This is a genomic window from Herbaspirillum sp. LeCh32-8, assembly GCF_017814915.1.
Classification (GTDB): domain Bacteria; phylum Pseudomonadota; class Gammaproteobacteria; order Burkholderiales; family Burkholderiaceae_D; genus Herbaspirillum.
Genome location: NZ_JAGIPZ010000001.1, coordinates 734,042 through 757,179 on the forward strand (window position 1 = coordinate 734,042; position 23,138 = coordinate 757,179).

The following is a 23,138-nucleotide window of genomic DNA, read 5'->3' on the forward strand; positions in this document are numbered from 1 at the left end:
CTGAATTCCAACGCCTCTGACCTGTTTGCCACACGCCGCGACGCGCGACGCGACAAAACCCGGCAAAAACTCAACTGGAGGAGACGCACGCAGAGCTTTTCTGTATAATTCGCTTTTGCGCCTATAGGAAACACTATGCGTCTTCTCCAAAAAGCACTCACGTTCGATGATGTGCTGCTCGTTCCGGCCTTCTCGGACATCCTCCCCAAAGATACTTCGCTGACCACGCGCCTGACGCGCAACATCACGGTCAACATCCCGCTGGTTTCGGCCGCGATGGATACCGTGACGGAAGCCCGCCTGGCCATTGCCATGGCGCAAGAGGGCGGCATCGGCATCATCCACAAGAACCTGACGCCCAAGGAACAGGCGCGCGAGGTTTCCAAGGTCAAGCGTTTCGAGTCCGGCGTGGTCCGCGATCCGATCACCATTCCTCCCACCATGAAGATCCGTGACGTGATCGCGCTGTCCAAGCAGCACGGCATCAGCGGCTTCCCGGTGGTCGAAGGCAAGAGCCTGGTGGGCATCATCACCAACCGCGACCTGCGCTTCGAGAACGAGCTGGACGCCGAAGTGCGCGCCAAGATGACCCCGAAGGAAAAGCTGGTCTACGTCAAGGAAAACGGCGCCGGCGCCGATCCTGAAGAAGCCAAGCGCCTGATGAACAAGCACCGCCTGGAGCGCGTGATGGTCGTCAACGACGCCTTCGAGCTGCGCGGCCTGATCACCGTCAAGGACATCGAGAAATCCACCGAACACCCGTTCGCCTGCAAGGACGAACACGGCAAGCTGCGCGTGGGTGCGGCTGTCGGCGTCGGCCCGGACAACGACGAGCGCATCGAGCTGCTGGTCGCCGCCGGCGTGGACGTGATCGTGGTCGACACCGCCCACGGCCACTCGGCCGGCGTGTTGAACCGCGTGAAGTGGGTCAAGACCAAGTTCCCGCACGTGGAAGTGATCGGCGGCAACATCGCCACCGCCGCCGCTGCGCTGGCGCTGGTCGAGCACGGCGCTGACGCCGTCAAGGTCGGCATCGGCCCCGGCTCCATCTGCACCACCCGTATCGTCGCCGGCGTGGGCGTGCCGCAAATCTCCGCTATCGCCAACGTCTCCGAAGCCCTGAAGGGCACCGGCGTGCCGGTGATCGCCGACGGCGGTATCCGCTTCTCGGGCGACGTCGCCAAGGCGCTGGCCGCCGGCGCTTCCACCGTGATGATGGGCAGCATGTTCGCCGGCACCGAAGAAGCGCCGGGCGAAGTGATCCTGTACCAGGGCCGCAGCTACAAGTCCTATCGCGGCATGGGTTCGCTGGGCGCGATGGCTGACGGCTCCGCCGACCGCTACTTCCAGGACGGCGACAATACCGCCGACAAGTTCGTGCCGGAAGGCATCGAAGGCCGCGTCGCCTACAAGGGCTCGGTCGTCGCCATCCTGTACCAGCTGGTGGGCGGCGTGCGCTCCTCCATGGGCTACTGCGGTTGCGCCTCCATCGACGATTTCCGCGAACGCGCCGAATTCGTCGAGATCACCGCCGCCGGCATGCGCGAGTCGCATGTGCACGACGTGCAGATCACCAAGGAAGCCCCGAACTACCGCGCCGAGTAATTCCCGGTGCGGCCACAGCCCGACAGCAAAGCGGCACATTGCCCGGCTGTCGGGCTGTTGATTTTTTACCGCGCATGGCTTGCATGCGCAGACCATTTTCCAACGTAGCCAGATCTCATTGCCCATGTCCACGCATTCGCATTCGAAAATCCTGATCCTCGATTTCGGTTCCCAGGTGACCCAGCTGATCGCACGCCGCGTGCGCGACGCCGGCGTGTTTTCCGAGGTTTTCCCGCATGACGTGACCGACGAATTCGTGCGCAACTACGGCGCGGCCGGCGTCATCCTCTCCGGCGGCCCCAACAGCGTGACCGAAGGCGACACCCCGCGCGCGCCGCAAGCCGTGTTCGAGCTGGGCGTGCCGGTGCTGGGCATCTGCTACGGCATGCAGACCATGGCCGAGCAGCTGGGCGGCAAGGTCGAGATCGGCCACCTGCGTGAATTCGGCTACGCCGAAGTGCGCGCCCACGGCCACACCGCGCTGCTGGAAAACATCAGCGACTTCACCAACGCCCAGGGCCACGGCATGCTGAAGGTCTGGATGAGCCACGGCGACAAGGTCAACGAAATGCCGCCGGGCTTCAAGCTGATGGCCTCCACCGGCAACTGCCCGATCGCCGGCATGGCCGACGAAGAGCGTCGCTTCTACGGCGTGCAGTTCCACCCGGAAGTCACCCACACCGAACAGGGCAAGGCGCTGCTGGGTCGTTTCGTGCACGAGATCTGCGGCTGCAAGTCGGACTGGAACATGCCCGACTACATCTCCGAAGCAGTCGAGATGATCCGCCAGCAAGTGGGCAGCGATGAAGTCATCCTCGGCTTGTCCGGCGGCGTCGACAGCAGCGTGGCTGCCGCGCTGATCCACCGCGCCATCGGCGACCAGCTGACCTGCGTGTTCGTCGACCACGGCCTGCTGCGCCTGGACGAAGGCAAGATGGTCATGGAAATGTTCGGCAAGAACCTGGGCGTGAAGGTGATCCACGTGGACGCCACCGCGCAGTTCATGGGCCACCTGGCCGGCGTGACCGATCCCGAAGCCAAGCGCAAGATCATCGGCCGCGAATTCGTGGAAGTGTTCCAGGCCGAATCGGCCAAGTTGACCAGCGCCAAGTGGCTGGCCCAGGGCACCATCTACCCGGACGTGATCGAAAGCGCCGGCAAGGGCAAGAAGACCGCCCACACCATCAAGAGCCACCACAACGTGGGCGGCCTGCCGGAGACCCTGAACCTGAAGCTCTTGGAGCCGCTGCGCGAGCTGTTCAAGGACGAGGTGCGCGAACTGGGCGTGGCGCTGGGCCTGCCGCCGGAGATGGTGTACCGCCACCCGTTCCCGGGCCCGGGCCTGGGCGTGCGCATCCTGGGCGAAGTGAAGAAGGAATACGCCGACCTGCTGCGCCGCGCCGACGCCATCTTCATCGAAGAGCTGCGCAACACCAAGGATGCAGACGGCCAGACCTGGTACGAAAAGACCAGCCAGGCCTTCGCGGTCTTCCTGCCGGTCAAGTCGGTCGGCGTGATGGGCGACGGTCGCACTTACGAATACGTGGTGGCGCTGCGCGCAGTGCAGACCCAGGACTTCATGACCGCGCACTGGGCGCACCTGCCGCACGAGCTGCTGGGCCGCGTCTCCAACCGCATCATCAACGAAGTGCGCGGCCTGAACCGCGTGGTGTACGACATCTCGGGCAAGCCGCCTGCCACCATCGAGTGGGAATAAGGCTTGCCGTCGCCGGTCCCTGACCGGCAGGCAAACGACAAGGCCCTGTTTTCACAGGGCTTTGTCTTTTTGGATTCGCGCCGGCCGGCACCGGCATGGCGGCGGATGACGGATAATAGCGGCCACGCCTGTTGCGCCTTACTTGCCTCATTTTTGGAATTCCCCCATGGAAATCAAAGTCAACTTCCTCGACAAGCTGCGTCTTGAAGCCAAGTTCGACGACTTCACGGTCATCGCCGACCAGCCCATCCGCTACAAGGGCGACGGCTCGGCCCCAGGTCCTTTCGATTACTTCCTGGCGTCGTCGGCGCTGTGCGCGGCTTACTTCGTGAAGTTGTACTGCAACACCCGCAACCTCTCGACCGAGAACATCCGCCTGTCGCAGAACAACATCGTCGATCCGGAGAACCGCTACAAGCAGATCTTCAAGATCCAGGTCGAGCTGCCGGCCGATTTTTCGCAGGCCGATCGCAACGGCATCCTGCGTTCGATCGAGCGCTGTACGGTCAAGAAGGTGGTGCAGGAAGGGCCGGACTTCGTCATCGAAGAAGTCGAGAACCTGGACGCCGACGCCCAGTCGCTGCTGACGGTGAAGCCCGACGCCGACGCCAGCACCTACATCCTGGGCAAGGACCTGCCGCTGGAGCAGACCATCGCCAACATGTCGGGCCTCTTGGCTGACCTGGGCATCAAGATCGAGATCGCGTCCTGGCGCAACATCATTCCCAACGTGTGGTCGCTGCACATTCGCGATGCGCACTCGCCGATGTGCTTCACCAACGGCAAGGGCGCGACCAAGGAAAGCGCGCTGGCCTCGGCGCTGGGCGAGTACATCGAGCGCATCAGCAACAACCACTTCTATGCCGGCTCCTACTGGGGCGAAGAGATCGCCAACGCCGAGTTCGTGCATTACCCCAACGAGCGCTGGTTCAAGCCCGGCCGCAAGGACGCGCTGCCCAAGGAGATCCTCGACAAGTACAGCCTGGCGATCTACAACCCGGACGGCGAGCTGCGCGCCTCGCACCTGGTCGACACCAACTCCGGCAATGCCGAGCGCGGCATCTGCTCGTTGCCGTATGTGCGCCAGTCGGACGGCGAGGTGGTGTATTTTCCGTCCAACCTGATCGAGAACCTGTTCGTCAGCAACGGCATGAGCGCCGGCAACACGCTGGCCGAGGCGCAGGTGCAGTGCCTGTCGGAGATCTTCGAGCGCGCGGTCAAGCGCGAGATCCTGGAGGGCGAGATCGCCTTGCCGGACGTGCCCGCCGAGGTGCTGGCCAAGTACCCCGGCATCGTGGCCGGTATCAAGGGGCTGGAGGAGCAAGGCTTCCCGGTGCTGGTGAAGGATGCCTCGCTGGGCGGCGCCTATCCGGTGATGTGCGTGACGCTGATGAACCCGCGCACCGGCGGCGTGTTCGCCTCGTTCGGCGCGCACCCTAGCTTCGAGGTGGCGCTGGAGCGCAGCCTGACCGAGCTGCTGCAGGGCCGCAGCTTTGAAGGCCTGAACGACCTGCCGCAGCCGACCTTCGAGAGCAACGCCGTCACCGAGCCGAACAACTTCGTCGAGCACTTCATCGACTCCAGCGGCATCGTGTCGTGGCGCTTCTTCAGCGCCAAGGCCGATTATGAATTCGTCGAGTGGGACTTCACCGCCCAGGGCGAGAACGCCAACGCGGAAGAAGCGGCGACCCTGTTCGGCATCCTCAAGGAAATGGGCAAGGAGGTCTACACGGCCGTCTACGACCAGCTGGGCGCCACCGCGTGCCGCATCCTGGTGCCGGGTTTTTCCGAGGTCTACCCGGTGGAAGACCTGATCTGGGACAACACCAACAAGGCGCTGCTGTTCCGCGCCGACATCCTGAACCTGCACCAGCTGGACGACGAGGCGCTGGAAGACCTGCTGGAGCGGCTGGAGAACAACGAGCTGGACGAGCACTCGGACGTCGCCACCCTGATCGGCATCGATTTCGACGAGAACACCGAATGGGGCCAGCTGACCGTGCTGGAACTGAAGCTGCTGATCCATCTGGCGCTGCAGCAGCACGAGGAGGCGCACGACTTGGTCGGCGCTTTCCTGCAGTACAACGACAACTCGGTGGCGCGCGGCCTGTTCTACCAGGCCGTGAACGTGGTGCTGGAAGTGGCGCTGGACGAAGAGCTCGAACTGGACGACTACGTGGTCAACTTCCGCAAGATGTTCGGCGACGCGCGCATGGACGCGGCGCTGGGCTCGGTGGACGGCAGCGTGCGCTTCTACGGCCTGGCGCCCACCAGCATGAAGCTCGAAGGGCTGGACCGCCACCAGCGTTTGCTGGACAGCTACCGCAAGCTGCATGCGGCGCGGGCGAGGGCGGCTGCAGTCGCTTGAGTTGCCGGCCAGGTAGTGTGATCAAACAAAAAGCCCGCGACAATCGCGGGCTTTTTTCATGTGCCTTGGCGAGGGGATATGCCGGCGATCAGGCGCCGCGCTCGACGATCACGTAATGCTTGCGCACCGGCTCCACCACTTCAAACACGCCCTTGAAGCCGGCCGGGATGACCATGGCGTCGCCCGGACCGGCCTCGGCGGCGTAGCCTTGCTCGTCAATGACGCGGCAGCGGCCTTCCAGCACGCAGAAGTATTCATCCTTGTTGGGCGCGAAGGCGATGCGCCAGCTGCCTTTTTCGCAAGCCCAGATGCCGGCGTTGACTTCGCCGCTGGCGCTGGTGAAGTGGTTCCAGGTGGTGCGCCTGGGATTGCCGTCCAGGCGGCGCTCTTCGCGCGGATGGTCGACTTCGGGCGCGGGGGACTGCAGGCGGAATTCGGTGATGGCGGGCATGGTCGTGGGCGGGTAAAGCGGAACAGGCCGGCAGTGTAACAGGCGCGACCCGGCCGGCACAGGCCCGGCCGATTCATAAATTGGATTTACCAATGGAGTAATTCCAACTGCCTAGGTGCATTTCCGGTCGGGGTATAAGATAGCCCGCATGACCACTTCCACGCTTTCGTCGGCCCTGCCGGCGCTGTTTCAGGGCTTCGCCGCCCATCGCCTGCCCACGCCGGACGGCCAGCACATCCATGTGCTTACCGGCGGCAGCGGGCCGGCCTTGCTGATGCTGCACGGGCATCCGCAGACCTCGGCCATCTGGCATAAAGTCGCCCCGGCGCTGGCGCAGCATTTCACGCTGGTGCTGGCCGACTTGCGCGGTTACGGCGACTCCGACAAGCCGGCCGGCGACGCGGCCCACACGCAGTACAGCAAGCGCGTGATGGCGGCGGACATGCTGGCCGTGATGCAGGGGCTGGGACACGCGCAGTTCTCGGTGCTGGCGCACGACCGCGGCGCGCGGGTGGCGCACCGGCTGGCGGCGGACCATCCGCAGGCCGTACGGCGCATGGTGCTGCTGGACATCGCGCCGACGCTGGCCATGTACGAGCAGACCAACAACGATTTCGCCCGCGCCTACTGGCACTGGTTCTTCCTGATCCAGCCGGCGCCGCTGCCGGAACGCCTGATCGAGGCCGACCCGGCCGCCTACGCGCGCGACGTGATGGGCCGGCGCAGCGCCGGCCTGGCGCCATTCGATCCGCGTGCGCTGGCCGAGTATGTGCGCTGCCTGGCGTTGCCGGGTACGGCGCATGGCATCTGCGAGGATTATCGCGCCGCCGCCGGCATCGATCTGGAGCATGACCGGGCCGACCGCGATGCGGGCCGCAAGCTGTCCATGCCGGTGCTGGCGTTGTGGGGCGAGCAGGGCGTGGTGCATAAATGCTTCAAGCCGCTGCAGCAGTGGCAGCGCGTGGCTGCCGATGTACGCGGCCATCCCTTGCCCTGCGGGCATTACATTGCCGAGGAGGCGCCGGACGCCTTGCTGGCGCAGGCGTTGCCGTTCTTGCTGGATGGGCGCTAGAGGCTGGCGACTCGGGGAATTCCAGCATGCCGCCTAGTGCTGCTCAGTCAGCTGGACGACGGCTGGCGATGTGTTACGAACGACGCTGGGCCCCTGCTTTCGCAGGGACGACAAGTTTTTCTCGATTCAAATCTCCCTGAGTCTTCAAGCCTTTCTCAACTCAATTCTTCCCCAATTCAGATTTTCCTCAATCTGCAGGTATTCCCCAATCGGCTTCCGTCGCCTCTGCGAAAGCAGGGGCCCAGCGGCGTTTGTCGCGCACCGCTTCCCTCCGGCTTGTTGATACGCCGCAGCAAACAAAAATGCCGTTCAGCGTCTGCCTGAACGGCATTGTCGTATCGTCGCGGCCATTTCCGTTTCCGGTCCCGGCGCGGCCAGTCGCTCAGGCGCGCTTCGCCTTGCCCGCTTTGTTCAGCGCCGCAGCCGCGTGAATCAGCGCCTTGAAGGCCGCCGCGTCCAGTACATCGCCTTCGTGGATATCGATGGCGCGGCGGGTGTTGCCCTCCAGCGAGGCGTTGAACAAGCCGGTCGGGTCAGCAACCGAAGCGCCCTTGGCAAAGGTCAGCTTGAGGATGTTCTTGTAGCTCTCGCCGGTGCAGAGGATGCCGGCGGCTTCCCATACCGGCACGCCGCGCCATTTCCATTGCTCGACCACGTCCGGTATCGCCTCCTTGATCAGCGCGCGCACCCGCGCCAGCTGTTCGCCGCGCCAGTCGCCAAGCTCGGCGATACGGGCGTCGATGAGGGCGGACGGCGTGGTTTCCTGATTCGTCATGCAGCGTCTCCTGATGATCTGGTTGTATTGGGCGGCAATTCTATTCCCCGCACGCGCGGTCGTCAGTGCGACGACACGAATGGCGAGCCCGCGTGCGGCGGCGGGATGGCGAACTCGGCCTTCATGCGGCGCACTTCTTCCACCGGACTGCGTCCGAACAGGCGCTTGAATTCGCGGCTGAACTGGGACGGACTTTCATAGCCGACCTCGCCGCTGGCGGCCGCCGCAGTGATGCCGTTTCTCACCATCAGCAGCCGTGCCTGGTGCAGCCGCGTGGACTTCAGGTATTGCATCGGCGAGGTGCGCGTGACGTTGCGGAAATGCGCATGGAAGCTCGGCACGCTCATGCCGGATTCGCGCGCCAGGCTGTCCACGTCCAAGGCCTGCGTGTAGGCGGCATGGATGCGGCGCAGGGCGCGCGCGATCTTGCCGAACTGGCCCTGCATCGTCAGCGCGGCGCGCAGCGAGTGGCCCTGTTCGCCGGCCAGCACGTGGAAGTAAAGCTCGCGCACCAGCGATGGACCAAGGATGGCCGCCTGCATCGGATCCGACATGGCTTGCAGGAAGCGCAGCACCGACGCCTGCATGGACGCATCCATCGGCGTGGATAGCATGCCGCGCGGCTCGGACGGCGCTGCGCCGCCGTGGCGGTCGATCTCCAGCATCAGGTCGGCTGCCAGGCGGAAGTCGAGGTGCATGTAGATCGCCAGCAGCGGCTCCGCGGCGCTGGCGTCGGTCTCCATGGTGAAGGGCACCGGCACCGACACCGCGAGGTAATGGCTGGCGTCGTACAAATAAACCTCGTCGCCGAAGAAGCCGCGCTTGCGGCCCTGGCAAACGATCACGATGCCCGGGTCGTACAGCACCGGGGTGGTCGCCAGCGGGCGGTTCGAGCGCAGGAAGCGCACGTCCGGCAGGGCGCTCAAGTTATAGCCCTCGTGCGGCGCCAGGCGCGCCAGCAGTGACGTCAGGGTGGGGTTCGGGTGGCGCTGCTGGGCTTCAGGGGGAATCTTTTGTTTCATAGGATCAGGCAAGGATTTGATATTCCAGGCCATCGATATTCAAGTTCATGAATCCTATCATTCAATCCGTGTTCCGCGACTCCCTTCACATCAAAGGATAGTAAATGACGATTACCGTATTCAACCCGGCCGACGGATCGGTGGCGGGTGAGGCTCCCTTCATGTCCACGGCCGAGGTGCAGGCCGCCATCGACCGCACCTGTTCCGCTTTTCCGCGCTGGTCGCGTGCGTTGGCCAAAGAGCGCAGCGCGCTGCTGCGCCGCTGGTTCGAGCTGGTGAGCGCCGACCGGCGCCTGTTCGCTGAAACCATGGTGCGCGAGAACGGCAAGTGCCTGTCCGAGGCGCGGGGCGAGATCGACTACGGCCTCGGGTTCATCGAGTGGTATGCGGAAGAAGCCAAGCGCGTCTATGGCGACACCCTCCCCAGCCATGCCGCCGATGCCGCAGTGATGGTGGTGAAGCAGCCGGCCGGGCCGACGGCGGCGATCACGCCGTGGAATTTCCCGTTCATGATGATCACGCGCAAGATCGCCACGGCATTGGCGGCCGGCTGCACCATGATCATCAAGCCTTCCGAGGAGACGCCGCTGACGGCTTGGCTGCTGCTGGACTACGCGCGCCGCGCCGGCATCCCCGAGGGCGTGTTCGAGATGGTGACCGGCGACCCCAAGGCGATCGGCGCGCTGTTCACCGGAGACGAGCGCATCCGCAAGATCTCCTTCACCGGCTCGACGGCGGTGGGCAAGCTGCTGGCCTCGGCCTGCGGGCAGGGGCTGAAGAAGATGACGCTGGAGCTCGGCGGCAACGCGCCGTTCATCGTCTTCGACGATGCGCAGTTCGACGATGCCATCGCCGGGCTGGTGAGCGCCAAGCTGCGCAACTCGGGGCAGGTGTGCATCTCGCCCAACCGCGTGTTTGTGCAGGCGGGCGTGCATGATCGCTTCGTCGCGGCGCTGACCGATAAGGTGGCGCAGATCCGCGTCGACCAGGGCATGCAAGAGGAGTTCGTGGTCGGCCCGTTGATCAACCGCGCGGGTTTCGACAAGGTGGCCGCATTGGTGGACCAGGCGCGGGAGCAGGGCGCCAATGTGGCGCTGGGCGGCGGCGCGCATGCCAAAGGCGGGCTGTTTTACGAGCCGACCATTCTCAGCGGCCTGCACGATGGCATGCAGCTGGCGCAGACGGAAATCTTCGGGCCGGTCTTCGCCATCTATCGCTTTGAGGACGAGGAGGAAGTCATCCGTCGCGCCAACGCCACCGAATACGGTCTGGTCGCCTACGCCTATACGCGTGACCTCGGCCGCGCTTTCCGCCTCTCGCAGCAGATCGAGGCCGGCATGGTGATCCTCAACTCCGGCTCGGTGGGCACCGCCTCAGTGCCGTTCGGCGGCGTCAAGCAATCCGGCTATGGGCGCGAGGGGAGTTACTACGGCATCGAGGAGTATGTCGAGGTCAAGTACGTGCTGATGGCGGGGTTGCAGCGCTGAGCGGACGGGCGCCGCCGCCCGCTGCCGGACAACTGATCGCTTAGCGGCCCACGGTGGCGGTCGGGCGCACCACGATCTCGTTGACGTCGACGTCGTCCGGCTGCTCTACCGCGTAAGCGATGGCGCGGGCGATGGCGTCGCCGTCCAGCGCAATGCGGCGGTATTCGCGCATCAGCGCCTGGGTGGACTCGTCGGTGATGGTATCGGCCAGTTCGGACTCGACCACGCCGGGGCAGATGCTGGTCACGCGGATCTTGTCGTTCTCCTGGCGCAGGCCGTCGGAGATTGCGCGCACCGCGAACTTGGTGGCGCAGTAGATGGCGGCAGTCGGCGAGACCGCCAGGCCGCCGATGGACGACACGTTGATCACCTGGCCGGCGCCTTGCGCATTCATGCGCGGCAGCACGGCGGCGATGCCGTGCAGCACGCCGCGGATGTTGACGTCGATCATGCGGTTCCACTCGTCCAGCTTCAGCGCCGCCACCGGCGAGAGCGGCATCACCCCGGCGTTGTTGACGATGACGTCGACCCGGCCGAAGCGTTCGGCGGCGGCGTCGGCGAAGGCCTGCACGTCGTCCATGCGGGTGACGTCGAGCGCACGCAGCTCGACCGTGCCGCCGGCGGCGCGGATCCCGGCGGCCAGCTGTTCGAGGCGGTCGGTGCGGCGCGCGCCGATCATCAGTTGGTGGCCGCGCGCGGCCAGCAGGCGTGCCGCGGCCAGGCCGATGCCGCTGCTGGCGCCGGTGACGAGGATGACCTTGGAAGAGGTTGCGATTTGCTGATTCATGGCATTGCTCCTTTGACATGGCCGCACCGGACTGATGCGGCGATGCAGGCATGATAGGAAGCGACGACCCCGGCGAACATGCACGGGGTTCCGCGATTTGCGCCTATTTCTCCATACCTCGGTTTCCCCCGTTTCCCATGCTTCGGCGTACGGCAAGCCGGCGGTTGTCGGCAGGGCTGCTCCCGGCATACAATTGGGAATAATTCGCATTAACATCCACCAGCGACAACAAGGGCGGCGCCTGCAGGCGTCGGCAGGGAGCAGCCATGTCCGGCGCAGAATCGGTCTTGCAGCAGCAACTGGGTTCGCTTTATCGCAGCCATCACGGCTGGCTGCATGGCTGGCTGCGCAAGAAGCTGGGCTGCGGGCATCATGCCGCCGACGTCGCGCATGACACCTTCCTGCGCATCATCGCCTCGCGCGACGCCTTGCTGGGCATGCGCGAGCCGCGCGCCTTCCTGACCACCACCGCCAAGCGCCTGCTGATCGACCAGGCGCGCCACGCCGCCATCGAGCAGGCCTACCTGGCTGAACTGGCGCTGCTGGCCGACAGCCTGCCGGGCTATCCGTCGCCGGAAGAGACCTTGCTGGCGGTGCAGGCGCTGCAGCAGATCGGCGCCGCGCTGGAGGGGCTGGCCGACAAGCCGCGCGAGGCCTTCCTGCTGCATTACCTTGAAGGGCAGGCGCAGGGCGAGGTGGCTGCTGTGCTGGGCGTATCGGTGCGCATGGTGCACAAGTACCTGGTCAAGGCCCTGCTGCATTGCCGCCACGCCTGCCCGGCGCTGGATGAAGCCTCGCTCTGATCCTTGCCGCTCGCGCCCATGAACTCCTCCTCATCAACGCCAAACGATACCGATCTGCTGGAACGGCAAGCCGCCGATTGGCTGGTGCGGCTGGGCCACGGCAGCGCTGCCGAACGCCGCCAGGCGGAGCAGGCCTTCGGCGAATGGAAGGCGGCAGATCCGCGCCATGCCAGCGCAGCGGCGGGGATGGAGCGTTTCCTCGCACAATTCGCCCAGATCCGTAAGCCGACCGACGGTGACGGCCGTGCCGCGCACCTGGCGCTGGAGTCGGCGCGGCAAACTACGCGCGCCAAGCGCAGCCGCGTGCGGCGCACCGTCGCGGCGCTGTGCCTGGCGCTGGCCGTGGGCGTGCCGGGCTATTCGCTGCTGCATGCCTACCCGCCGACGCTGCTGATGGCCGATCTGCGCACCGCCGACGGCGCCTGGCAGACCCACACCCTGGAAGACGGCACCCGCATCACCCTGCAGGGCGGCAGCGCCGTCAATCTGCGCTACGACGCCAAACGCCGTGCGGTGCAGCTGCTGCGCGGCGAGATTCTGGTGGAAGTGGCGAAGGACGCCGCGCGCCCGTTCCTGGTCGAGACTGCGCAGGGCAGCATCCGCGCGCTGGGCACGCGCTTCGTGGTGCAGGAGGCCGACGCGGTAACCACGTTGTCGATGCTGGAGTCTAAAGTGCGGGTGCGCGCCGCCGCCGACGCGGATGCCGACGGCATCGTGGTTGCGGCCGGCCAGCGCGTACGCATCACCACCGCCGGCGTCGGCGCGGTGGAGCCGGTCGACGGGCGCAGCATCGACGACGCCTGGCGTTACCGTCAGCTGGTGGTCAGTGACCGGCCGCTGGCCGAGGTGCTGGACCAACTGGCGCGCAACCGGCCCGGCACGATCCGCTATGACCGGGCGCAGATCGCGGGCATCCGCGTTTCGGCAGTGCTGCCGCTGGACGATACCGACCGCGCGCTGCAATTGCTGAAGAACAATTTCCCGGCCCTGCGCATACGCAGCTTCTCATCGTGGCTGGTGTGGGTCGATGCGCCTGATGCTGCCAATGGACCTGGCAGCCGGGCATCTGAAAAATAAATCGAAGAAGAGGCGGTAGACGGTTCCGGTTTGGCGATGTCATCCGTCAAGCAGGCAAGAGCAAACAAAGGAACCGCTGCCATGTCTCGTCCCCCGTCCCGTCTTTCTTCACATCCCTTGTACCCATCGCGTCCGCCTCGCCCCCTCGCGCGGGCGGTGCATGTCGCCTGCCTGGGCTGGCTGGCCTGGGCCGCCGTCTTGCCCGCGGCCCAAGCGCAGGGCCAGCGCGTCGAGCGCCAGGTGGCGTCTTACGATATTCCGGCCGGGCCGCTTGCCGACGCGCTGAACCGCTTCGCCCAGCAGGCGCAGGTCGCCATCGTGATGGATGCGGCCAGCCTGAAGGGTTTGCAGTCGCCGGGGCTGAAGGGCAGTTATACGGTGGAAGAAGGTTTCAGCGGCCTGCTCAAGGGCAGCGGCCATGCCGCGGCGCGCACGCCGGCAGGCTACGTGTTGCGTCCGCAGGCCGCGCCCGCCGCCGGCGGCGATGCGCCGCTGCCTGAGGTGCGGGTAACGGCTGATGCGCAAAGCGAGATCAGCGGTGGCGGCTACGTCGCGCGCCGCGCCGTCACTGCCACCAAGACCGATACGCCGCTGCTGGAAGTGCCGCAGTCCGTCTCGGTGATCACGGCGCAGGAGGTGGAGGACAAGGGCGCCACCACGCTGACCGACATTCTGGCCCAGACCCCGGGCGTGACGGTGAATCCGTATGGCTTCGACTCGCGCGCGCCGGACTGGGTGGCGCTGCGCGGCTTCGACAGCTGGTACACCGGCAGCTACCGCGACGGCTTGATCCAGACGGTGGGCGTGACCTTCCTCGGCGTGCAGACCGAGCTCTACGGGCTGGAGCGCATCGAGGTGCTGCGCGGGCCGTCGTCGGTGATGTTCGGCAAGGGCGATGCCGGCGGTGTGGTCAATCGCGTCAGCAAGCTGCCTTCAGCCGATGCGCCGCGCGAGATCAATGTGCAGCTGGGGAGTTTCGATCGTCGCCAGGTGGCCGCTGACGTCGGCGGCAAGCTCGACGAGGACGGCAAGCTGCTGTGGCGCGTGGTGGGGCTGGATCTGGATACCGGCACTCAGGAGCGTTACCCCAACGGCGAGCGCATGACCCGCAAGCGCCAATACTTCGCGCCCTCGCTGCGCTGGCAGATTTCGCCGCGCACGTCGCTGGTGCTACAGGCCGAGTCGCTGCGCGACGATGCCTCCGACGACGTGCAGTTCATCACCGGCGCCAACGGCCTGCCGACCTCGGTGAAGGAGGGCGACCCGAGCTACAGCCGCATCAAGACCGACACTGACGCCTTCGGCTACCAGCTCGAGCACCGGTTCGACGGCGGCTGGACCTTGCGGCAAAAGGCGCGCTACGCCTACCGCAGCATGGACAAGCATCACATCCAGTCCTCGCTGGATACCGACGGCGTGACCCTGCTGCGCCAAGCGCGGCATGACCGGGAAACGGTCAACGACCTGGCTGTCGATACCTCGCTCGCGGGCGAGGTCGGACTGGGGCCGAGCCGGCACCGGCTGTTGTTCGGCGTGGACTACAACCATTCGCGCGCAAGCTGGTGGCGCAATACCGGCGCCGCGCCCAGCCTGGACATGAACAACCCGGTATATGGCGTGCTGATCCCCGAGCCGCAGACGCCGGCCGGCAACATCCGCCTGACCACCACTCAGCTGGGCGTCTACGCGCAGGACCAGATGGCGTTCGGCGAGGCCTGGCGGCTGACGCTGGGCGGGCGCTATGACAAGGTCAAGTCCGACAACGACGACCGCCTGAATGTCACCCGCAGTACGCAGCAGGACGAAGCCTTCAGCGGCCGCATCGGCATCAACTATCTGCTGGGCGGAGGCTGGTCGCCCTATATCAGCCATTCGGAATCCTTCCTGCCCAACGTCGGCGCGGATGTGGCCGGGCGCGCCTTTACGCCCAGCCGCGCGCGGCAGGACGAGGTCGGCATCAAGTACATGCCGGCCGACGGTTCGGTCAGTTTTTCGGCGGCGCTGTTCGACCTGATCAAGACCGCCGTGGTCAGCTACGACCCGGATACCTTCGAGGCGCGCCAGATCGGCCGCGTGCGCTCGCGCGGCCTGGAGCTGGAGGCCAAGGCCGCGCTGACGCGCCGGCTCAGGATGATCGCCAGTTTCACCGCGCTGGACATCAAGGTGCAGGACAGCGCCGACCCCTCCGAGATCGGCAAGACGCCGATGCTCACGCCCCAGCGCAGCGCCGCCTTGTGGTTCGACTACGCGGCCGATGCCTGGCTGCCGGGCCTGTCGCTGGGCGGCGGCGCGCGTCATGTCGGCAAGAATTGGGACGATGCGGCCAACACCGGCTCGCAGCCGAGCTACACCCTGGTCGACGCCGCCATTCGTTATGAAACAGGGCCATGGAAGTTCGCGCTCAACGCCAGCAATCTGTTCGACCGCCGCTACTACGCCGGCCACGGCTACGGCAGCTGGTACCGCGGGGCCGAGCGCAGCGTGCTGCTGACGGCGCGTTACGGTTTCTGAACGATGGCGGGCGGCCGGCACTAATGCGCCCGCTGCCGGTCACACCGGTTCCGACGGCATCGAGGAGAGCGGCATGGGCAAGATCTGGATCGGCATTTCAGGCTGGCGCTACGAACCCTGGCGCGGCGGCTTCTATCCCAAGGGGCTGCGCCAGGACGACGAGCTCTGGTATGCCTCGCGCGCCTTGCCCAGCATCGAGCTCAACGGTTCCTTCTACGCGCTGCAGCGGCCGGAGAGCTACGCCAACTGGTATGAGGCGACGCCTGCGGGTTTTATCTTCAGTCACAAGGGCAACCGCTACATCACGCATACGCTGCGCCTGAACGAGATCGACGGCGCGCTGGCCAATGTGTTCGCCTCGGGCGTGTTCAACCTCCGGGAGAAGCTCGGCCCTTTCCTGTGGCAATTCCCGCCGAGCTTTACCTATGAGCCCGAGGCGCTGGAGCATTTCCTGGCGCTGCTGCCGCATGACACCGAAGCGGCGCAAGCGCTGGCCGAACGGCACGAGCCGCGCATGAAGGGGCGCGTGCAGCTGGAGATCGACAAGAAGCGCAAGCTGCGCCATGCGATGGAGATCCGCCATGCCAGCTTTGTCGACGAGACCTTCGTCAGGCTGCTGCGCAAATACAAGGTGGCGCTGGTGGTGGCTGACGCGCCGAAGAAGTGGCCGTATCAGGAAGACGTGACGGCCGACTTCATGTATCTGCGCCTGCACGGCGACAAGCGACTCTATGAGAGCGGCTACAGCGACGAGGCCATCGACGCCTGGGCCGCCAGGATCGAGGCCTGGGCAGCCGGCGGCCAGCCGGAGGACGGGCCGCGCATCTCGGAGACCGCGCCCGCCAAACGCGCCGGGCGCGACATCTACTGCTACTTCGACAACGACATCAAGGTGCGGGCGCCGTTCGACGCCCGCAGGCTGATCGAACGGCTGGGCTTGAAGTTCGACTTGCTGGAGCCGGGCAAACTGCCGGAATAGCTCATCGTTCAGGCCGCGGCCGGGGCGGCCTCGCGACGGATCGCGCCGCGCAGCAACAGCAGCGATGCGGCGACGAAGGCGGCGGCCACCAGGCCCACCTCGCGCACCGAACCGGTGGCCACCGTCAGCGCGCCCATGGCCGCGCCCAGCGAGAATCCCAGGTACATGAAGGAGGCGTTGAGCGAGAGCACGATCGAGGCCAGCTTGACGCCCGCGATGTTCATCAGGCGCGCCTGCTGCGCCGGATGGAAGGCCCAGGCCGAGATGCCCCAGACGATCATCGCCAGGTACACCGGCAGCAGCGCATGCGCCGGTGAGAGCGTGTAGGCGATGGCGGCCAGCGCCAGGAACGAGGCCATCATGAACATCAGCGCCGGGCCCGAGACGCGGGCGAAGCCCAGCCGATCCGACAACTTGCCGCCGGCCATCACGCCGACTGCGGCCGACACGCCCCACAGCAGCAAGCCGTAACCCACATGCGCGCCGTGCACGCCGGCCACTTCGTTGAGGTAGATCGCGAAGTAGGTGTACATGGTGTAGGCGCCGGTGGCCCAGAGCAGCGTGGTCAGCAGGCCGTGCAGCACGCGGCCGTTGCGCGCGGCGTTGATGCGTTCGCTCAGGCTGGCCACCGGCAGGTGGTCGCCGATGCCGCGCGGCAGGCCGCGCACCAGGCCTAGCGCGGCCAATGCCGACAGGATGGCGACGCCGGCGAAGGTCATGCGCCAGTCCAGCCGGTCGGCGATCAACACGCCCAGCGGCGCACCCAGCGCCACCGCCACGGTCAGCCCGCCGCTGACGATGGCCAGCGCGCCGCCGCGCTTGTCGGGCGCGACCAGGGCGCCTGCCAGCGCCATCGCATTGGGCACATACAGGCCGGCCGCCATGGCCAGCACGATGCGCGCCAACAGCAGCGCTTCGTAGCCGGGCGCTTGCCACGCCAGCAGGTTGGCAAGCGCAAACAGCACCATGGTGGCGATCAGCAGCAAACGACGATTGATTGCGCCGGTCAGCGCGGTCAGGATGGGCGAGCTGATCGCGTAGGCGGCGGTGAAGGCCACCACCAGCTGGCCGGCGATGGCCGGGCTCACATGCAGGTCATGCGCCACCGTGGGCAGCATGCCGGCGATCATGAAGCCCTCGGTGCCGATGGCAAAGGTGCCGAGCGCCATCCAGTAGAGCGGGGCGACGCCGGTGGAGGCGGCAGCCGGCGGGGTTGGCGCGGAAGTGGTTGCGGTGTTCATGGCGAAATCCTTGTCCTGGGATGTTTAATATGACCGGTCGTCTTAAAATGGTGTAAAAAAAGGCCGCCTGGTATCAGGCGGCTTGCTGCACGGTTCTTGCGACGCAATGGCGCGGCCCTGTGGCACAGGGCTCACGCCGGATGTGACAGGTTCAGGCCAGGATCTTGTTGAAGGCCAGATCCATGAATTGTTCGAACGGTACGCTGCTGCGCTCCACGCGCACCCGCAGGATGGTGCCTTCCCAGGCATTGAGCAGGAAACTGGCCAGGATGCGGGCGTCGGTCTTGTCGGGAATGGAGCCTTCCTTCTGCCCCGCGGCCACGGCGTATTCCAGCTTGTCGGTCCAGCGCTCGTAGACTTCGCCCAGCTGGGCGCGGATCACCGGGCTTTGCTCGGCCAGCTCGGCGCTCATGTTGCCGACCATGCAGCCGTGCTGGTAGCCGCTCTCGGCCATCTTGCCGTTGACGATGGTGAAGTAGCGGCGCAGCCGCTCCAGCGGCGCGATGGTGTCGTCCAGCAGCATCTCGCGCCATTTGCCCAACACCCCGTAGTGGGTGACGATCTCGGCCGCCAGCGCTTCCTTGCTTTCAAAATGGTTGTAGAACGAGCCCTTGGGCACGCCGGCCGCGGTGGTGATGTCCTGCACGCTGCAGGCGTTGAAGCTGCGCTCCGACAATAGCTTCAGGGCGGCATCGAAAATCTGGTCGCGGGTGTTGGGTTTGCTCATGTAGTGGATGATATGACCAGTCGTCTTAAAATTCAAGGGCGAGATGTTTGAGTTGCCCGTTTTGGACGTTTTTTGGACGTTGTCACGGGGAAACGACCTCGGCCGCCTGTCCCGCCAAAAGTAAGGATTCTGACAAATACGATTCAAACTCATATAATAACGATTCTCATTTGAAAGAATGTCGATACCCGTCCCATGAATGCGCATGCCCTCCAGGCCAGTCAGAACGACCCGCTGCATCTGATGTACCGCGGCCACCACGGTTGGTTGGTGCAATGGTTGCAGCGCAAGCTGGGCAATCTTGGCGATGCGGCCGACCTGGCACAGGACACCTACCTGCGCGTGGCCACCGGGCGCACCATGCCGGCGCCGGAAGAGGCGCGCCCGTATCTGGTCCAGATTGCCAAGAACCTGGTGGTCGACCTGTACCGCCGCCGCAAGCTGGAGGCGGCCTACCTGGAGGCGCTGGCTACGTTGCCCGAGGCGGTGGCGCCGTCGCATGAAGACACCCTGATCGTGCTGCAGACGCTGGGGGCCATCGACCGCGCGCTGGACGGCTTGCCGGAGAAGGTGAGGGAGGCGTTCTTCATGTCGCAGTTCGACGGCCTGACTTACAGCGCCATCGCCGAGACCCTGGGCATCGCCGTGGCCACTGTGCGCAAGCACATGCTGAGCGCCACGCGCGCCTGCTTCCATGCCATGCAGGACAGCGGGGCAGTCATTCCATCGGCCACCTGAGCCGAGGCTGCCGCCATGTCCGCTGCGACCATCGATCCCACTTCCCCCATCGCCGGCGATGCGCTGGACCAGGCGCTGAACTGGTTCGTGGTGCTGTCTTCCGGCGAGGTGACGCGGCAGGAGCGGGAGGACTTCGCGCATTGGCTGCAGGCCGACGCCGGCCATCGCCAATATTGGGAGGTGGTCAGCGGCTTTCAGTCGGCGTTGCAGGGCATCCCCGCGCAAGCTGCCGGGCAAGCCTTGCGCCATGCTGCCAGGAAGTCGGCGCGCATCTCGCGCCGCCATGTGCTGGGCCTGTTGGGCGTGGCCGCCATCGGGGCGCTGTGTTACGACCGGCGCGGCGAATGGGGCGTGCTGATGGCGGATCAGCGCACCGCCGTCGGCGAGCAGCGCGAGCTGACGCTGCCCGACGGCAGCCGCGTCGTGATGGATACCGACACTGCGCTGGACATCCGCTTCGACGACCGGCGTCGCCGCGTCGTCCTCAAGCGCGGCGCGGTGATGATCGAGACCGCGCATGCCGATGCATGGCGCGAGCAGCCCTTCGTGGTCGACACCGCGCAAGGCCGGGTGCGTGCGCTGGGTACGCGCTTCGTGGTGCGCCAGGCGCGCCCGCCGGGCTGGTTCGGCCGCGGCGGCCTGACCCGGGTGGAGGTGATGGAGGGCGCGGTGCGTATCTGTCCGCAGGACGGTGTCGACGAAGGCTTCGTGCTGCCGGCCGGCAAGCAGGCGCTGTTCGACGGCGCCGGCGTGGCGCAGGTCGAGGCGCTGGATCCCAACGGCCAGGCGTGGGCGCAGGGCATGCTGGTGGTGCGCGACCGCCCGCTGGGCGAGCTGGTGGCCGAGCTGGCGCGCTATCGGCCCGGCGTGCTCAGCGTGGATGAGCGCGCCGCAGCAATCCGCATCACCGGCGTGTTTCCGCTGGACGACAGCGAACGCATCCTCGGCGCGCTGGAGCGCGCTTTCCCCATTCGCGTCGAGCGCCATACCCGCTACTGGGTGAACCTGGCGGCGGCGCCCGAAAAAAAATCGACGCAGCCGTAGCACTTTTCGATTCTCGTTCGTAAAGGAAATGAAGGAGATGAAAACAACATCTCCCACCCATTTCAATACGCCAACGAGGATAGAAACAACAATGCGTCATTCCACCGCCCGCACCGGCCACGTTCCCGCCGCTCGCTGCCTGCTGCGCCCGATCCGCGCCTGGTCCACCACCTCGCATGTGCTGCTGGCCGGCAGCCTGGCGCTGGCGGCGGCGACCATGGCGTCGCACACGCATGCGGCCGAATCGGCTGCAAATCCAGCAGCTGCGGCGCAGGTGACCAGCTTCAGCATTCCGTCCGGCCCGCTGGACCAGGCCCTGAACCTGTATGCGGCCCGCGCCCGCGTGCTGCTGGTGGTCGATCCGGAACTGACGCGCGGCAAGCAAAGCGCCGGCCTGAGCGGCAGCTACAACCATGAGCGCGCGCTGGAGCTGCTGCTCTCGGGCAGCGGCCTGGAAGCCGAGCGGCGCGCCGACGGCGGCGTGGTGATCCGCCAGCGCAGCGCCGCCGACGGCGCCGCATTGCCGGCGGTGACGGTGGTCGCCGCGTCCGAAAAGGACAGCGGCCTGAAACGCGCCGCCACCAGCGGCGCACTCGGCGCGCGCTCGGTGCTGAACACGCCGTTCTCGATCAGCGTGGTGGAGAAGGACGATATCCAGGATCGCCAGGTCACCACCATCGAGCAGGCCTTTCGCTTTGATCCCTCGGTGACCTCGGCCAGCGGCGAATACGGTCGCGGCTCATCGGTGCTGGTGCGCGGCCTGGGCATCGACGCTACCAACGGCTTCAAGATGGACGGCCTGGCCATCCCGGGCTGGGGCAACGATCTGCTGCCCATGGAGATGTTTGAGCGCGTTGAGCTGCTCAAGGGCTTGTCCGGCTTCATGTACGGTTTCGGTTCGCCGGGCGGCATCATGAACTACGTGCTCAAGCGTCCCACGGAGGAGAAGCAGTTTTCGGTCGACGTCGGCTACAAGAGCGGTTCGCTGTTCTCCGAGCATATCGACGTCGGCGGGCGCGCGGGCGACGACCAGCGCCTGGGTTACCGGGTCAACCTGGTGCACGAGCAGGGCGGCACCTACTTCACCGGCGGCGAGCTGAAGCGCGACGCCGCGTCGCTGGCGCTGGACCTGAAGCTGACCAACGACCTCACCTGGACCTTCGACACCCTGTACGCCAAGCGCAAGTCGATCGGCAACGCCTTCTGGGGCCTGTCGCTGGGTTCCGGGCTGAGCATCCCGAACACCATCAATCCAGGCACGCGTCAGCAGCCGGACGGCAGTTACTACAACAATGAAAACATCATGGTCAGCACCGGCCTGCAATGGCGCCTGAACCAGGACTGGAAGACCCGCTTCGACTACCGCTACGCGCGTGAAGACGTGGACTACGTCTACAGCACGATCAACATCGTCAACGCCGCCGGCGACACCACCGCGTCGCAGTCGGCCGGCATCTACAGCTTCGAGTTCCAGCAGCTGCAAGCCATGGTGGAAGGCAAGCTGCAGACCGGAGCCATCGGCCACCAGCTGGTGTTCGGCGCGAGCCGCCAGGAGTACGCCTCGCTGAGCGATCGCGGCGCGATAACCACCGCCATGGGCGCGGGCAACATCTACCGCGACACGACGCTCAGCACCGGCGGCGTCAACAACAGCACGCACACCCAATACCGCTCGTCCGAAATCATGCAGGACGCGCTGTTCGCCAGCGATACGCTGAGCCTGGGCGACAAGTGGTCGCTCATCGCCGGCCTGCGCTACACGCGCTTCAGCCAGTACGGCTACAACACCAGCGGCGCCACCACCAGCACCTACAAGCGCAATCCGGTCACGCCGACCATCGCGCTGATGTACAAACCGACCGAAGACTCCACCGTCTACGGCAGCTATGTCGAGGCGCTGGAGCGCGGCGGCACGGCCGGATTCAACAGCAGCGGCGGGCGCACCGCCAACTATCAGGAAGTGATGGGGCCGATCAAGAGCAAGCAGGCCGAAGTCGGCGTCAAGGCCGAGCGCGAACGCTGGATGACCAGCGCCGCCTTGTTCCGCATCCAGCGCACCGCGGAATACGTCAACACCAGCAACTACTACGTGCAGGACGGCGAGACGCGCTACCAGGGCCTGGATCTGGCCGGGCGTTATGACTTCACGCCGGCGCTGTCGCTGTCGGGCGGCCTGATGTGGCTGGACGCGAAATACAAGCAGACCACTGCCGCCATGGAGGGCAAGTCGGTGACCGGCGCGCCGCACTTCCAGGCCACCGCCGCGGTGCGCTATCGCGTACCGCAGCTGACCGGGCTGACGCTCAATGCCGGCGGTCGCTATGTCGGCCGCTCCACGCTCAACACCACCACCGGGCTGGAGCTGCCGTCCTACTACGTGTTCGACGCGGGCGCCTTGTATCGCACTCGTCTCGGCGGCAAGGACGTCACCTTCAATGCACAGATCCAGAACCTGACCGACAACCGCTATTGGGTCTACAACGGCACCAATTACATTTTCGCAGGGGCGCCACGCACGCTCAGCCTGAACGCGCGCGTGGAGTTCTGAGAGCGGAGGGGTGGCCGGGGTTCGCCTGACGTCGGATTCCGGCCTTTTTTATCCGCTTGGCCGAACCTCGCCATGACTTGATCGGCCGCAGGAAAAGTTACGTTTTGAAGTGAATATCAATGGAGCTTTCTGGTGCAACCGGGTATCATCACAAATGAGAATTATTATTATTTGTGAGCGGGCCGG

Annotated in this window: 18 protein-coding genes; 12 read left to right on the forward strand and 6 right to left on the reverse strand. The window is 65.8% G+C overall.

What is annotated here, in order from left to right:
* The first annotated feature begins 135 nt into the window (after positions 1-135).
* The 3 genes from guaB to J8I26_RS03430 all read left to right on the forward strand — a co-directional run bounded on the left by guaB (position 136) and on the right by J8I26_RS03430 (position 5,690).
* Positions 136-1,605 carry an IMP dehydrogenase gene (gene guaB, locus J8I26_RS03420; protein WP_209604042.1) on the forward strand — a complete coding sequence of 490 codons (1,470 nt, stop codon included), beginning with the start codon at positions 136-138 and terminating at the stop codon, positions 1,603-1,605.
* A 124-nt stretch (positions 1,606-1,729) separates the two neighbouring features.
* Complete coding sequence (guaA, locus tag J8I26_RS03425; protein WP_209604044.1) at positions 1,730-3,322, forward strand: glutamine-hydrolyzing GMP synthase; 1,593 nt, start codon at positions 1,730-1,732, stop codon at positions 3,320-3,322.
* A gap of 166 nt (positions 3,323-3,488) precedes the next feature.
* Positions 3,489-5,690: an OsmC domain/YcaO domain-containing protein gene (locus J8I26_RS03430; RefSeq protein WP_209604046.1), complete on the forward strand. Its 2,202-nt coding sequence runs from the start codon at positions 3,489-3,491 to the stop codon at positions 5,688-5,690.
* A gap of 88 nt (positions 5,691-5,778) precedes the next feature.
* Here the strand turns inward: J8I26_RS03430 and J8I26_RS03435 are convergent, their stop codons facing one another.
* Entirely contained in the window at positions 5,779-6,141 is a 363-nt protein-coding gene (locus J8I26_RS03435) for a cupin domain-containing protein (protein ID WP_209604048.1), read from the reverse strand.
* Between the two features lie 148 nt (positions 6,142-6,289).
* On the opposite strand from J8I26_RS03435, the gene J8I26_RS03440 reads away from it, so the two are divergent.
* Positions 6,290-7,213 carry an alpha/beta hydrolase gene (locus J8I26_RS03440; protein WP_209604050.1) on the forward strand — a complete coding sequence of 308 codons (924 nt, stop codon included), beginning with the start codon at positions 6,290-6,292 and terminating at the stop codon, positions 7,211-7,213.
* Between the two features lie 382 nt (positions 7,214-7,595).
* On the opposite strand, the gene J8I26_RS03445 is transcribed toward J8I26_RS03440, so the two are convergent.
* On the reverse strand, positions 7,596-7,988 hold the full coding sequence (locus J8I26_RS03445) for a DUF1801 domain-containing protein (RefSeq protein ID WP_209604052.1): 393 nt from the start codon (positions 7,986-7,988) through the stop codon (positions 7,596-7,598).
* 62 nt (positions 7,989-8,050) lie between these two features.
* Positions 8,051-9,010, reverse strand: coding sequence for an AraC family transcriptional regulator (locus tag J8I26_RS03450; protein WP_245200030.1), 960 nt, complete (start codon positions 9,008-9,010; stop codon positions 8,051-8,053).
* Between the two features lie 104 nt (positions 9,011-9,114).
* Between J8I26_RS03450 and J8I26_RS03455 the strand changes: the two genes are divergently transcribed.
* Positions 9,115-10,497: an NAD-dependent succinate-semialdehyde dehydrogenase gene (locus J8I26_RS03455; protein ID WP_209604056.1), complete on the forward strand. Its 1,383-nt coding sequence runs from the start codon at positions 9,115-9,117 to the stop codon at positions 10,495-10,497.
* A 40-nt stretch (positions 10,498-10,537) separates the two neighbouring features.
* Here the strand turns inward: J8I26_RS03455 and J8I26_RS03460 are convergent, their stop codons facing one another.
* Positions 10,538-11,284 (reverse strand): SDR family oxidoreductase, encoded by a 747-nt coding sequence (locus J8I26_RS03460; protein WP_209604058.1) that lies wholly within the window; start codon positions 11,282-11,284, stop codon positions 10,538-10,540.
* Between the two features lie 266 nt (positions 11,285-11,550).
* Here J8I26_RS03460 and J8I26_RS03465 point away from each other — a divergent pair, with 266 nt between their 5' ends.
* From J8I26_RS03465 to J8I26_RS03480, 4 genes are all read left to right on the forward strand, one after another.
* Positions 11,551-12,087, forward strand: coding sequence for a sigma-70 family RNA polymerase sigma factor (locus tag J8I26_RS03465; RefSeq protein WP_209604060.1), 537 nt, complete (start codon positions 11,551-11,553; stop codon positions 12,085-12,087).
* An 18-nt stretch (positions 12,088-12,105) separates the two neighbouring features.
* A complete protein-coding gene (locus tag J8I26_RS03470; protein ID WP_209604062.1) occupies positions 12,106-13,164 on the forward strand; it encodes a FecR domain-containing protein in 1,059 nt (352 codons plus the stop codon).
* Positions 13,165-13,320: 156 nt separating this feature from the next.
* On the forward strand, positions 13,321-15,675 hold the full coding sequence (locus J8I26_RS03475; RefSeq protein WP_209604064.1) for a TonB-dependent siderophore receptor: 2,355 nt from the start codon (positions 13,321-13,323) through the stop codon (positions 15,673-15,675).
* 73 nt (positions 15,676-15,748) lie between these two features.
* The gene (locus tag J8I26_RS03480) at positions 15,749-16,654 is read left to right on the forward strand and encodes a DUF72 domain-containing protein (protein WP_209604066.1); all 906 of its coding nucleotides are present in this window, start codon (positions 15,749-15,751) and stop codon (positions 16,652-16,654) included.
* 8 nt (positions 16,655-16,662) lie between these two features.
* On the opposite strand, the gene J8I26_RS03485 is transcribed toward J8I26_RS03480, so the two are convergent.
* Complete coding sequence (locus J8I26_RS03485; RefSeq protein ID WP_209604068.1) at positions 16,663-17,895, reverse strand: MFS transporter; 1,233 nt, start codon at positions 17,893-17,895, stop codon at positions 16,663-16,665.
* Between the two features lie 151 nt (positions 17,896-18,046).
* Positions 18,047-18,622, reverse strand: coding sequence for a TetR/AcrR family transcriptional regulator (locus J8I26_RS03490; RefSeq protein ID WP_209604070.1), 576 nt, complete (start codon positions 18,620-18,622; stop codon positions 18,047-18,049).
* Positions 18,623-18,817: 195 nt separating this feature from the next.
* Between J8I26_RS03490 and J8I26_RS03495 the strand changes: the two genes are divergently transcribed.
* From J8I26_RS03495 to J8I26_RS03505, 3 genes are all read left to right on the forward strand, one after another.
* Positions 18,818-19,360 (forward strand): sigma-70 family RNA polymerase sigma factor, encoded by a 543-nt coding sequence (locus tag J8I26_RS03495; RefSeq protein WP_245200031.1) that lies wholly within the window; start codon positions 18,818-18,820, stop codon positions 19,358-19,360.
* 15 nt (positions 19,361-19,375) lie between these two features.
* Entirely contained in the window at positions 19,376-20,404 is a 1,029-nt protein-coding gene (locus tag J8I26_RS03500) for a FecR domain-containing protein (RefSeq protein ID WP_209604073.1), read from the forward strand.
* 91 nt (positions 20,405-20,495) lie between these two features.
* A complete protein-coding gene (locus J8I26_RS03505; RefSeq protein ID WP_209604075.1) occupies positions 20,496-22,952 on the forward strand; it encodes a TonB-dependent receptor in 2,457 nt (818 codons plus the stop codon).
* Positions 22,953-23,138 lie beyond the last annotated feature (186 nt).